The following is a 13,182-nucleotide window of genomic DNA, read 5'->3' on the forward strand; positions in this document are numbered from 1 at the left end:
AATAAAAATACATTAACGTTGAGCATAAAGGAACCCGATGTTGAATACGCTGATTGTAGGCGCTAGCGGTTATGCGGGCGCAGAGCTTGTAAGCTACGTGAATCGCCATCCTCATATGACCATAACCGCTTTGACTGTCTCAGCGCAAAGCAATGATGCAGGAAAGTTAATTTCCAATTTACATCCGCAGCTTAAAGGGATTGTCGATCTGCCATTGCAGCCAATGTCGGATATCAGCGAATTTACCGACGGCGTGGATGTGGTGTTTTTAGCCACCGCTCACGAAGTCAGCCACGATCTGGCGCCGCAGTTCCTGGCGGCCGGTTGCGTGGTGTTCGATCTCTCCGGTGCGTTCCGCGTGAACGACGCCGCGTTCTATGAAAAATACTACGGTTTCACCCATCAGCACCCGGACCTGCTTGAACAGGCAGTCTACGGTCTGGCGGAGTGGAGCGCAGATAAACTGAAAGAAGCGAACCTGATTGCCGTACCGGGTTGCTACCCGACGGCGGCGCAGCTCTCCCTGAAGCCGTTGATCGACGCGGGTCTGCTGGATCTGAACCAGTGGCCAGTGATCAACGCCACCAGCGGCGTGAGCGGGGCAGGACGCAAAGCGGCTATCTCCAACAGCTTCTGTGAAGTGAGCCTGCAACCATATGGTGTGTTTAACCACCGCCACCACCCGGAAATTACAACCCATCTGGGCGCGGAGGTGATTTTCACGCCGCACCTGGGCAGTTTCCCGCGTGGGATCCTCGAAACTATCACCTGCCGCCTGAAGCCTGGCGTGACCAAAGAGCAGGTGAGCGAGGCTTTTACCCAGGCGTATGCGGATAAACCGCTGGTGCGTCTCTATGACAAAGGCGTGCCCGCGCTGAAAAATGTGGTCGGCCTGCCGTTCTGCGACATCGGTTTTGCCGTGCAGGGCGAGCACCTGATTGTGGTGGCCGCAGAAGATAACTTACTGAAAGGCGCTGCCGCCCAGGCAATGCAGTGCGCAAATATTCGTTTTGGCTATGCTGAAACGCAGTCTCTTATTTAAGGTGTGATGATGAACCCATTAATTATCAAGCTTGGTGGTGTACTGCTGGACAGCGAAGAGGCGCTGGAGCGTCTGTTTACCGCGCTGGTCAACTATCGCGAATCACATCAACGCCCGCTGGTGATTGTTCACGGCGGCGGCTGTGTGGTCGATGAGTTAATGAAAGGCCTGAACCTGCCGGTGAAAAAGAAGAACGGCCTGCGCGTGACGCCTGCCGATCAGATCGACATCATTACCGGTGCGCTGGCGGGTACGGCAAACAAAACCCTGCTGGCATGGGCGAAGAAACACCATATCGCCTCTGTCGGTCTCTACCTGGGCGATGGCGACAGCGTTAAGGTGACCCAGCTCGATGAAGAGCTTGGCCACGTTGGCCTGGCCCAGCCGGGTTCGCCAAAATTGATCAATACGCTGCTGGAAGGCGGTTTCCTGCCTGTCGTCAGCTCTATCGGTGTGACCGAAGAGGGGCAACTGATGAACGTCAACGCTGACCAGGCGGCAACCGCCCTGGCGGCAACGCTGGGCGCAGACCTGATCCTGCTCTCCGACGTGAGCGGCATTCTGGACGGCAAAGGCCAGCGCATTGCGGAGATGACCGCGGCAAAAGCCGAGCAGCTGATTGATCAGGGCATTATTACTGACGGCATGATTGTCAAAGTGAACGCCGCGCTGGATGCGGCGCGCACGCTGGGCCGTCCGGTGGATATCGCCTCCTGGCGTCACGCGGAGCAGCTTCCGGCGCTGTTTAACGGCACGCCGATTGGCACGCGTATTCTAGCGTAAGTTTTTAATGAATGACCGTAGGCCGGGTAAGCGCAGCGCCACCCGGCAGAACTAACGAATAAAGGAACGATGTTATGGCACTTTGGGGTGGGCGTTTTACACAGGCAGCGGATCAACGGTTCAAACAGTTCAACGACTCTTTGCGCTTCGACTACCGCCTGGCCGAACAGGATATCGTCGGCTCTGTGGCCTGGTCCAAAGCGCTGGTCACCGTTGGCGTGCTGACCGCAGACGAACAGCTGCAGCTGGAAGAGGCGCTGAACAATCTGCTGGAAGAGGTGCGTCTTAACCCGCAGCAAATCCTTGAAAGCGATGCCGAAGATATTCACAGCTGGGTGGAAGGCAAACTGATCGACAAAGTCGGCCAACTGGGTAAAAAGCTGCACACTGGCCGTAGCCGTAACGACCAGGTCGCAACCGATCTGAAGCTGTGGTGTAAAGAGACCGTGGCGGAACTGCTGGCGGCTAACCGTCAGTTGCAGAGCGCGCTGGTGGAGACCGCGCAGAATAACCAGGATGCGGTGATGCCGGGGTATACCCACCTGCAGCGTGCGCAGCCTGTCACCTTTGCTCATTGGTCGTTGGCCTATGTCGAGATGCTGGCGCGCGATGAAAGCCGTCTGCAGGACACCTTAAAGCGTCTGGACGTGAGCCCGCTGGGCAGCGGCGCGCTGGCCGGCACCGCCTATGAAATCGACCGCGAACAGCTGGCGGGCTGGCTGGGCTTTGCCTCTGCGACCCGTAACAGCCTGGACAGTGTATCCGACCGTGACCACGTGCTGGAGCTGCTCTCCAACGCCTCTATCGGCATGGTCCATCTGTCGCGCTTCGCCGAAGATCTGATCTTCTTCAACTCCGGTGAAGCCGGATTTGTTGAGCTGTCTGATCGCGTGACCTCCGGCTCTTCCCTCATGCCGCAGAAGAAAAACCCGGATGCGCTGGAGCTGATCCGCGGTAAGTGTGGCCGTGTGCAGGGTGCACTGACCGGGATGATGATGACCCTGAAAGGTCTGCCGCTGGCCTACAACAAAGATATGCAGGAAGACAAAGAAGGGCTGTTCGACGCGCTCGACACCTGGCTGGACTGTCTGCATATGGCGGCCCTGGTGCTGGACGGCATTCAGGTGAAACGCCCGCGCTGCCAGGAAGCGGCCCAGCAGGGCTATGCCAACTCCACCGAGCTGGCGGACTATCTTGTGGCGAAAGGCGTTCCGTTCCGTGAAGCGCACCATATTGTCGGTGAAGCGGTCGTGGAAGCGATTCGTCAGGGCAAAGCGCTGGAAGATCTCCCGCTTGCCGATCTGCAAAAATTCAGTAACGTGATTGGCGACGATGTCTACCCGATCCTGGCGTTGCAGTCTTGTCTGGACAAGCGTGCCGCAAAAGGCGGCGTGTCGCCGAAGCAGGTGGCACAGGCCATTGCGGATGCGAAAACCCGTCTGGTGTAATGCCTGATATGTCGGATGGCGGCTTCGCCTTATCCGACCTACAAACCAAAGCCCAACCCTGTGTTGGGCTTTTTTACGCAAAAAAAAAGCGGACCACGGGGTCCGCAAAAGTTCACGTTGGCTTTAGTTGTGCGAGTTTTGAGAGAAACTCGTAAGACGGGACAGGACTTCAAGGGTAATCGGTGCCGCCTCGTCTCTGTGATGCATTATTCAACAGAATGCTTGATAGGGATAATCGTTCGTTGCTATGCTATCTATCGCCATGAACTATCGTGGCGACGGAGGATGAATAATGAATATTCGTGATCTTGAATACCTGGTGGCGTTAGCCGAACACCGCCATTTTCGCCGCGCGGCAGACTCCTGCCACGTCAGCCAGCCTACCCTTAGCGGTCAGATTCGTAAGCTGGAAGACGAGCTTGGCGTGATGCTGCTGGAGCGCACCAGTCGTAAAGTGCTGTTCACCCAGGCAGGCCTTCTGCTGGTGGATCAGGCGCGCACCGTGTTGCGCGAGGTCAAAGTGCTCAAGGAAATGGCAAGCCAGCAGGGGGAGACAATGTCCGGCCCGCTGCATATTGGCCTGATCCCAACCGTTGGCCCATACCTGCTGCCGCATATTATTCCTATGCTGCATCAGACGTTCCCTAAACTCGAAATGTACCTGCATGAAGCGCAAACCCATCAGCTGCTGGCGCAGTTAGATAGCGGTAAGCTCGACTGCGCCATTCTGGCGCTGGTCAAAGAGAGCGAAGCCTTTATCGAAGTGCCGCTGTTTGATGAGCCGATGATGCTGGCGATCTATGAAGATCATCCATGGGCGAGCCGCGATCGCGTGCCGATGGCCGATCTGGCCGGTGAAAAGCTGCTGATGCTGGAAGATGGTCACTGTCTGCGCGATCAGGCGATGGGCTTCTGTTTTGAAGCCGGTGCCGATGAAGATACCCACTTCCGCGCAACCAGCCTGGAAACGCTGCGTAACATGGTGGCGGCAGGAAGCGGTATTACGCTGCTGCCTGCGCTGGCCGTGCCGCGCGAACATAAGCGTGATGGCGTGGTCTATCTGCCATGCATCAAGCCGGAGCCGCGGCGTACCATTGGCCTGGTTTATCGTCCGGGTTCACCGCTGCGCAGCCGCTATGAGCAGCTGGCGGAGGCCATCCGTGGTGCAATGGATGGCCATTTCGACAGCACCTTAAAACAGGCGGTTTAAGCCGTTCAGCGCCGCTACCCGATAGGCTTCCGCCATGGTCGGGTAGTTAAAGGTGGTATTAACAAAGTATTCGATGGTGTTACCGCCACCTTTTTGCTCCATGATCGCCTGGCCGATATGGATGATTTCCGCCGCACGTTCACCGAAGCAGTGAATGCCGAGGATCTCTTTCGTCTCGCGATGGAACAAAATCTTCAGCGTACCGACGCTCATTCCCACGATTTGCGCCCGCGCCAGATGTTTAAACTGGGCACGACCCACTTCGTAAGGCACCTTCATGGCCGTCAGCTGCTGCTCGGTTTTCCCTACAGAACTGATCTCCGGAATGGTGTAAATGCCCGTCGGGATATCTTCGATCAGGTGTGCTGTCGCTTCGCCTTTCACCAGCGCCTGAGCCGCAATGCGCCCCTGGTCATACGCCGCTGACGCCAGGCTTGGATAACCAATCACATCCCCGACGGCATAGATATGTGGCAGGGCGGTCTGGTACATGCTGTTCACCTTGATCTGCCCGCGGCTGTCGGTGGTCAGACCGATGTTTTCCAGCGCCAGCGAATCGGTGTTACCTGTACGGCCATTGGCATACAGCAGGCAGTCGGCTTTCAGCTTTTTACCCGATTTCAGGTGCATGATGACGCCATCATCACAGCCTTCAATCTTCTCGTACTCTTCGTTGTGACGAATCACCACGCCGCTGTTCCAGAAGTGATACGAGAGCGAGTCAGACATCTCCTGATCGAGGAAGGCCAGCAGACGATCGCGGGTGTTAATCAGGTCGACCTTCACGTTCATACCGCGGAAGATAGAGGCATATTCACAGCCGATCACCCCGGCGCCGTAGATGAGTACGTGGCGCGGCTCATGGTGCAGGCTCAGAATGGAGTCGCTGTCGTACACGCGCGGGTGAGAGAAATCGACATCAGCCGGGCGATACGGGCGTGAGCCGCAGGCGATCACAAATTTCTCTGCGGTGATGGTTTCAACAGAACCGTCATGGCACTCCAGCGCCAGCGTATGTTCATCCACAAAATGCGCGCTGCCCTGCAGAATTTCGCAGTGGTTGCGCTCATAAAAACCCTGGCGCATGCGCGTCTGCTGATTAATCACGTTATCCGCGTGATTCAGAATATCGGCAAAGGAGGAACGAAGAAGACGGGAGTGATCGCTGTAAAGAGGGTTCTGGTTAAATTCAATAATGCGGCTGACGGCGTGGCGGAGGGCTTTGGAAGGGATAGTGCCCCAGTGGGTACAGCCGCCGCCAACGTTATGGTAGCGCTCAATAACCGCTACTCTGGCTCCCTGTTTAACCAGTCCCATAGCAGCGCCTTCGCCGCCGGGGCCGGAACCAATAACAATTGCGTCGTAATCGTAGGAATGTGACATGGTAAGGCTTACCTGTTCTTATACATAAAAGCAACAGAATAGTAACATCATTGACAGGATAACCCAATTATCGTTGTGCTCTTTTCGCGCGGTGGAGCACAAACAACATGTAAACCTTCATTCTGTAAGCCAGGTAATCCGATTAATTTTATTCTCTGGTATAGTGCCTGCGGGCCTTTGGAAGGATTCAACTATCGTGATGGGCGTAAGAGCACAACAAAAAGAGAAAACCCGGCGTTCGCTGGTAGAGGCTGCATTCAGTCAACTGAGTGCTGAGCGAAGTTTTGCCAGTCTGAGCCTGCGCGAGGTCGCACGCGAAGCCGGGATTGCGCCTACCTCTTTCTATCGTCATTTCCGTGACGTGGATGAACTGGGTCTGACCATGGTGGATGAGAGCGGGCTGATGCTGCGCCAGCTGATGCGCCAGGCGCGTCAGCGTATCGCCAAAGGGGGTAGCGTGATCCGCACCTCTGTTTCCACTTTTATGGAGTTTATCGGCAATAATCCCAACGCGTTTCGTTTATTGTTACGGGAACGCTCAGGCACCTCGGCCGCGTTTCGTGCCGCCGTGGCCCGCGAGATTCAGCATTTTATTGCGGAACTTGCCGACTATCTTGAACTCGAAAACCATATGCCGCGCGCCTTCACTGAGGCGCAGGCCGAGGCGATGGTAACAATAGTCTTCAGTGCGGGCGCCGAAGCACTGGATGTGAGCGTTGAACAACGCAAGCAACTCGAAGAGCGACTGGTATTGCAACTGCGGATGATCTCTAAAGGGGCTTATTACTGGTATCGCCGTGAACAAGAAAAACTGGCGCATCAATCCGATGAGTGAAAGGTGAGTAATGAAACAGACAGGACAGGATAAAGGAACATTATTGCTGGCATTGATCGCTGGCTTATCCATTAACGGTACGTTCGCAGCGCTTTTTAGCTCTATTGTACCGTTCTCGGTTTTCCCGATGATCTCTCTGGTGCTGACGGTGTACTGTCTGCATCAGCGTTATCAGAATCGCACCATGCCGGTGGGGTTACCGGCATTGTCGGCGGCGTTCTTTGTACTGGGCGTCCTGCTGTATAGCACCGTGGTGCGCGCAGAGTATCCGGACATTGGCTCTAACTTCCTGCCGGCTGTGCTGTCAGTGGCGCTGGTGTTCTGGATTGGCATTAAAATGCGTAACCGTAAGCAGCAGCTGCCAGAGTAATCATCTTGCTGTTCTGTAGGGCAGGTAAGCGCAGCGCCACCTGCCAAAAAGCGCCGGATGGCGCTTCGTTTATCCGGCCTATGCGTTTTTAGCCGTCAGTAACACTCCGCACTCCATATGGTGCGTGTACGGGAACTGATCGAACAGAGCCAGACGTTCAACCTTGTGCGTCTGGCTTAATGTTTCCAGGTTCTGGCACAAGGTCTCCGGATTACAGGAGATATACAAAATACGCGGGTACGCCTGCACCATCTTCTCCGTTTCGCTGTCCAGCCCACTACGTGGCGGGTCGACGAAAATGGTCTCACACTGGTAGCTCTTCAGATCGATCCCCTGCAGACGATTAAAGTCCCTTACGCCCTTCATCGCCTGAGTAAACTCTTCCGCCGACATGCGAATGATCTGCACATTATCAATATGGTTCGCTGCAATGTTGTATTGCGCGGCGGCGACCGACGGCTTGGCGATTTCGGTGGCCAGTACGCGGTCGAAGTTACGCGCCAGCGCCAGCGAGAAGTTGCCGTTACCGCAGTACAGCTCCAGCAGATCCCCGGTTGCGCCCTCGGTGGCGTTCAGCGCCCACTCCAGCATCTGCACGTTCATGGCAGCGTTCGGCTGCGTAAAGCTGTTCTCCACCTGGCGGTAGATCATCTCTTTCCCCGCCACCGGCAGGCGCTCGTCTATATAGTCCTGATCCAGCGCGATTTTGGTTTTGGTCGCGCGGCCAATCAGATGCACATTGATGTTCTGCGCGCGCAGCGCATCACGCAGGGCTTCTGCGGCCTGGCGCCACTCGTCGTTCAACGCCTTATGGTACAGCAGCGAGACGATGGCCTGATTGCTTTGGGTGGTCAGGTAGTCAATCTGGAAGAGCTTATGGCGCAGCAGCGGATTATTGCGCACGCCATCCATCATCAGCGTCATCAACTGGTTAATCAGCTCGCTGGCCGCCGGGAAACTGTCCACGCGGATCCGGCTTTTGGTCTGCTGATCGAAAATGATGTGGTACAGGTCGTCGCCGTCGTGCCAGATGCGGAATTCGGCACGCATACGATAGTGGCTAACCGGGGAGCGGAACACCTCAGGCGCAGGCGCAGCAAAAGGCGTCATCATACTTTGCAGACGGACGACTTTCTCTGCCAGTTGCGCGTCGTACTGTTCTGTCGGGAGGTGTTCTGGAGTCATGATGCTTCCTGTTGATGATGAATTACGCGGGGATTGTAGGGATTGTACAGGGGATGTCCAGCCTTAATGGTCAACGGCAGTCTGGACATCTATACGTGTCTAAATGTAGCATTATGTTTCCGGTCTCTTATGAGTGAAAAGGGAATCCAGTGCAAATCTGGAGCTGACGCGCAGCGGTAAAGACTGGCGGGATGAGTTAACAGACACTGTGAAAATGGGAAGTCTACATCCACTAAACGCCACCTAGCCCGAAGACCTGCCGGGATCACGTCGCATTTGGTTTCATCATCGCGTGCTATCGATGAGGCCTGCGGCATCCTTCTTATATTGTGGATGCTTTTACAATGATTAAAAAAGTATCGCTGTTGACGGCGCTTTCCGTCACGGCATTTTCGGGCTGGGCGCAGGATGGCGCAGACTCGTTGGTGGTGACGGCAAACCGTGTTGCACAACCTGCAAATACCGTTCTGGCTCCGAGTTCTGTCGTTACCCGGGAAGATATCGAGCGTTGGCAGGCTAAAAGCGTCGTTGAAGTGATGTCGCGCTTACCGGGCGTTGATATCGCCCAAAGCGGTGGAATAGGTGCCACCTCTTCTACCTTTATTCGCGGCACGGAATCCCGCCATGTGCTGGTGCTGATTGATGGCATTCCACTGAATAACGCCGGGATCAGTAATTCACCGGATCTCAGCCAAATCCCCGTTTCGCTTATTCAGCGTGTTGAATACATCCGTGGCCCGCGTTCGGCCCTGTATGGTTCAGATGCGATTGGCGGCGTGATTAACATCATTACGGGTCGGGACACGCCAGGGGCGGAAATCACCGCCAGCGTCGGCTCGAAAGGCTATCAATCCTATGATGGTTCCTTCCAGCAGGTGCTGGATAAAACCAAAATTACCCTGGGCGGTAACTATACCTATACCCGCGGCTTTGATATTGATGCGGCGGATGCGCCACGCCAGCCCGACCGTGACGGTTTTATGAGTAAGTCGCTGTTTGGCTCGGTTGAGCAGCAATTCACTGACAGCCTGAGCGGTTTCGTGCGTGGCCTCGGCTATGACAACCGTACGGCGTATGACGGCTATGAGCATTATGACAACAACTTTATGGTCGATGGCCTGCCTGATACCCGTCAGCTTTACAGCCAGAACTGGGACACCGGCCTGCGCTATCACCAGGGGATTTACCAGACACAGCTGGTGACCGGTTACGGTCGCAGTAAAGACCAGAACTACGATCCGAGCAAAGGCCGCTATGCTTCCTCTGCTACCATGGATGACGTTAAGCAGTACACGGCCCAGTGGATGAACACCGTCACGGTGGGCCACGGCAATATCGGCGCCGGTCTGGACTGGCAGAAGCAAAAAACCCAGGCGGGAACGGGTTATCTGGATAAAGGCTATGAGCAGCGCAACACTGGGGTATTCCTGTCCGCCCTGCAGCAGTTCGATAGCGTGACCCTGGAAGCGGCCGCGCGTAATGATGACAACTCTAACTTTGGTAACCATAACACCTGGCAGACCAGCGCCGGATGGGAGTTCATTGACGGTTATCGCATCATCGCGTCCTACGGCACCGCCTATAAAGCACCGACCATGAGCCAAATCCACAGTGCGAGCTACGGCAACCCGGATCTGAAACCGGAAGAGAGCAAGCAGTGGGAAGGCGGTTTCGAGGGGCTGACCGGCCCGGTGACCTGGCGTGTATCGGGTTATCGTAACGATATCGACAACCTGATCAGCAGCGACCCGCGTACGTTCCGCTACTACAACGTTGATAAAGCACGTATCAAAGGTATTGAAGCCACGGCGCAGTTTGATACTGGCCCGGTAGGCCATCAGATTTCTTATGACTACGTGGATCCGCGCAATGCCAAAACGAACGAAGTGCTTGCCCGCCGTTCGAAGCAGCAGGTGAAGTATCAGCTGGATACGCAGGTGTGGGATCTCGACTGGAATCTGGCCTACCGCTACCTGGGTACCCGTTATGATGTAGCGTACGATCCTGATACGTTCACCTCAGAGCGAGTGAAAATGGGTGGGGTAAGTTTGTGGGATCTCGCTGTTTCATATCCTGTCACCTCTCACCTTACAGTTCGTGGTAAAATAGCCAACCTGTTCGATAAAGACTACGAGACAGTTTATGGCTACGAAACTGCAGGACGGGAATACACCTTGTCTGGCAGCTACACCTTCTGACCCACGTCCCACCGTACTGGTGTTTGACTCCGGTGTCGGTGGGCTTTCAGTCTATGATGAGATTCGGCAACTTCTGCCGGATCTTCATTACATCTATGCCTTCGATAACGTGGCTTTCCCCTACGGGGAAAAGAGCGAAGCGTTTATTGTTGAACGCGTCGTTGAGATCGTTACCGCTGTGCAACAGCAGTATCCCCTCGCACTGGCGGTGATTGCCTGCAACACCGCCAGTACGGTCTCCCTCCCGGCACTACGCGAAAAGTTCCCGTTCCCGGTTGTGGGCGTGGTGCCGGCGATCAAACCTGCTGCGCGCCTGACGGCAAATGGCGTGGTGGGGCTTCTGGCAACGCGCGGTACGGTTAAGCGGCCTTATACCCGCGAACTGATCGAACGCTTCGCAAATGAATGCCAGATTGCGATGTTAGGTTCTGCCGAGCTGGTTGAGATGGCGGAAGCTAAACTGCACGGCAAAGCGGTCTCGCTGGAAGAGCTGCGCCGTATTCTGCGTCCATGGCTGCGGATGGCGGAGCCGCCGGATACGGTGGTGCTGGGTTGCACGCATTTCCCTTTGCTACAGGAAGAGCTGCTGGCCGTACTTCCGGAAGGCACCCGGCTGGTGGATTCAGGGGCAGCGATTGCCCGTCGCACAGCGTGGCTACTTGAACATGAAGCGCCAGACGCAAAATCTGCCGACGCAAATATCGCTTATTGCATGGCATTGACCGCTGAGACTGAGCAACTTTTACCCGTTTTACATCGTTATGGCTTCGAAACGCTCGAAAAACTAGCGGTGTAGCACGTTTTTGCGCAAAAAAAAGACAGTTGAAAAGTTTTTTTAAATTAGCTCTTGTCAGCGCCGGAGAACTCCCTATAATGCGCCTCCACTGACACGGAACAACGGCACGCAAGCCGCCGGGTCAGCGGGGTTCAGCGATGAATACCCGGCAGAGAAAAGCGCGAAATAATCGCTTGACTCTGAATGAGGAAAACGTAATATACGGGACCTCGCAACGGTGAGCGAAAGCCGCGTTGCACTGCTCTTTAACAATTTATCAGACAATCTGTGTGGGCACTCAAAGTGACATGGATTCTTAACGTCCTCGGACGAAAAATGAATACCAAGTCTCTGAGTGAACACGTAATTCATTACGAAGTTTAATTCACGAGCATCAAACTTAAATTGAAGAGTTTGATCATGGCTCAGATTGAACGCTGGCGGCAGGCCTAACACATGCAAGTCGAACGGTAGCACAGAGAGCTTGCTCTCGGGTGACGAGTGGCGGACGGGTGAGTAATGTCTGGGAAACTGCCTGATGGAGGGGGATAACTACTGGAAACGGTAGCTAATACCGCATAATGTCGCAAGACCAAAGAGGGGGACCTTCGGGCCTCTTGCCATCGGATGTGCCCAGATGGGATTAGCTAGTAGGTGGGGTAATGGCTCACCTAGGCGACGATCCCTAGCTGGTCTGAGAGGATGACCAGCCACACTGGAACTGAGACACGGTCCAGACTCCTACGGGAGGCAGCAGTGGGGAATATTGCACAATGGGCGCAAGCCTGATGCAGCCATGCCGCGTGTATGAAGAAGGCCTTCGGGTTGTAAAGTACTTTCAGCGAGGAGGAAGGCATTGTGGTTAATAACCGCAGTGATTGACGTTACTCGCAGAAGAAGCACCGGCTAACTCCGTGCCAGCAGCCGCGGTAATACGGAGGGTGCAAGCGTTAATCGGAATTACTGGGCGTAAAGCGCACGCAGGCGGTCTGTTAAGTCAGATGTGAAATCCCCGGGCTCAACCTGGGAACTGCATTTGAAACTGGCAGGCTTGAGTCTTGTAGAGGGGGGTAGAATTCCAGGTGTAGCGGTGAAATGCGTAGAGATCTGGAGGAATACCGGTGGCGAAGGCGGCCCCCTGGACAAAGACTGACGCTCAGGTGCGAAAGCGTGGGGAGCAAACAGGATTAGATACCCTGGTAGTCCACGCCGTAAACGATGTCGACTTGGAGGTTGTGCCCTTGAGGCGTGGCTTCCGGAGCTAACGCGTTAAGTCGACCGCCTGGGGAGTACGGCCGCAAGGTTAAAACTCAAATGAATTGACGGGGGCCCGCACAAGCGGTGGAGCATGTGGTTTAATTCGATGCAACGCGAAGAACCTTACCTACTCTTGACATCCAGAGAACTTGCCAGAGATGGCTTGGTGCCTTCGGGAACTCTGAGACAGGTGCTGCATGGCTGTCGTCAGCTCGTGTTGTGAAATGTTGGGTTAAGTCCCGCAACGAGCGCAACCCTTATCCTTTGTTGCCAGCGGTCCGGCCGGGAACTCAAAGGAGACTGCCAGTGATAAACTGGAGGAAGGTGGGGATGACGTCAAGTCATCATGGCCCTTACGAGTAGGGCTACACACGTGCTACAATGGCGCATACAAAGAGAAGCGACCTCGCGAGAGCAAGCGGACCTCATAAAGTGCGTCGTAGTCCGGATTGGAGTCTGCAACTCGACTCCATGAAGTCGGAATCGCTAGTAATCGTAGATCAGAATGCTACGGTGAATACGTTCCCGGGCCTTGTACACACCGCCCGTCACACCATGGGAGTGGGTTGCAAAAGAAGTAGGTAGCTTAACCTTCGGGAGGGCGCTTACCACTTTGTGATTCATGACTGGGGTGAAGTCGTAACAAGGTAACCGTAGGGGAACCTGCGGTTGGATCACCTCCTTACCTTAAAGAAC

The 13,182-nt window shown here is 55.1% G+C and carries 10 protein-coding genes, 1 rRNA gene and 1 riboswitch; of the genes, 9 read left to right on the top strand and 2 right to left on the bottom strand.

Annotation, left to right across the window (positions count from 1 at the left end):
• Positions 1-37 precede the first annotated feature (37 nt).
• The 4 genes from argC to oxyR all read left to right on the top strand — a co-directional run bounded on the left by argC (position 38) and on the right by oxyR (position 4,483).
• Positions 38-1,042 carry an N-acetyl-gamma-glutamyl-phosphate reductase gene (gene argC / locus ACT3IC_RS10245; RefSeq protein ID WP_473477351.1) on the top strand — a complete coding sequence of 335 codons (1,005 nt, stop codon included), beginning with the start codon at positions 38-40 and terminating at the stop codon, positions 1,040-1,042.
• Positions 1,043-1,048: 6 nt separating this feature from the next.
• Positions 1,049-1,825 carry an acetylglutamate kinase gene (gene argB / locus ACT3IC_RS10250; protein WP_103177484.1) on the top strand — a complete coding sequence of 259 codons (777 nt, stop codon included), beginning with the start codon at positions 1,049-1,051 and terminating at the stop codon, positions 1,823-1,825.
• Positions 1,826-1,899: 74 nt separating this feature from the next.
• Positions 1,900-3,273, top strand: coding sequence for an argininosuccinate lyase (argH, locus tag ACT3IC_RS10255; RefSeq protein ID WP_103177483.1), 1,374 nt, complete (start codon positions 1,900-1,902; stop codon positions 3,271-3,273).
• A 292-nt stretch (positions 3,274-3,565) separates the two neighbouring features.
• Complete coding sequence (gene oxyR, locus ACT3IC_RS10260; protein ID WP_103177482.1) at positions 3,566-4,483, top strand: DNA-binding transcriptional regulator OxyR; 918 nt, start codon at positions 3,566-3,568, stop codon at positions 4,481-4,483.
• On the opposite strand, the gene sthA is transcribed toward oxyR, so the two are convergent.
• Positions 4,466-5,866, bottom strand: a complete 1,401-nt coding sequence (gene sthA, locus ACT3IC_RS10265; protein ID WP_103177481.1) for a Si-specific NAD(P)(+) transhydrogenase — start codon at positions 5,864-5,866, stop codon at positions 4,466-4,468. The genes oxyR and sthA overlap by 18 nt on opposite strands.
• A 196-nt stretch (positions 5,867-6,062) precedes the next feature.
• Between sthA and fabR the strand changes: the two genes are divergently transcribed.
• Both fabR and ACT3IC_RS10275 read left to right on the top strand, forming a co-directional pair.
• A complete protein-coding gene (gene fabR / locus ACT3IC_RS10270; protein ID WP_032615233.1) occupies positions 6,063-6,701 on the top strand; it encodes an HTH-type transcriptional repressor FabR in 639 nt (212 codons plus the stop codon).
• Positions 6,702-6,711: 10 nt separating this feature from the next.
• Positions 6,712-7,071, top strand: coding sequence for a YijD family membrane protein (locus ACT3IC_RS10275; protein ID WP_103177480.1), 360 nt, complete (start codon positions 6,712-6,714; stop codon positions 7,069-7,071).
• A gap of 78 nt (positions 7,072-7,149) precedes the next feature.
• Here the strand turns inward: ACT3IC_RS10275 and trmA are convergent, their stop codons facing one another.
• Positions 7,150-8,256 carry a tRNA (uridine(54)-C5)-methyltransferase TrmA gene (gene trmA, locus ACT3IC_RS10280; RefSeq protein ID WP_214422517.1) on the bottom strand — a complete coding sequence of 369 codons (1,107 nt, stop codon included), beginning with the start codon at positions 8,254-8,256 and terminating at the stop codon, positions 7,150-7,152.
• 103 nt (positions 8,257-8,359) lie between these two features.
• Positions 8,360-8,534: riboswitch (cobalamin riboswitch) on the top strand.
• A gap of 66 nt (positions 8,535-8,600) precedes the next feature.
• On the opposite strand from trmA, the gene btuB reads away from it, so the two are divergent.
• The 3 genes from btuB (at position 8,601) to ACT3IC_RS10295 (ending at position 13,171) form a co-directional block, all read left to right on the top strand.
• Entirely contained in the window at positions 8,601-10,454 is a 1,854-nt protein-coding gene (gene btuB, locus ACT3IC_RS10285) for a TonB-dependent vitamin B12 receptor BtuB (protein WP_159340315.1), read from the top strand.
• On the top strand, positions 10,399-11,250 hold the full coding sequence (gene murI, locus ACT3IC_RS10290) for a glutamate racemase (protein ID WP_103177477.1): 852 nt from the start codon (positions 10,399-10,401) through the stop codon (positions 11,248-11,250). Before btuB ends, murI begins: the two co-directional genes overlap by 56 nt.
• A 381-nt stretch (positions 11,251-11,631) precedes the next feature.
• A 16S ribosomal RNA gene (locus ACT3IC_RS10295) occupies positions 11,632-13,171 on the top strand.
• Positions 13,172-13,182: the final 11 nt, after the last annotated feature.

It is taken from the genome of Leclercia sp. GHBNCSD (assembly GCF_055805075.1).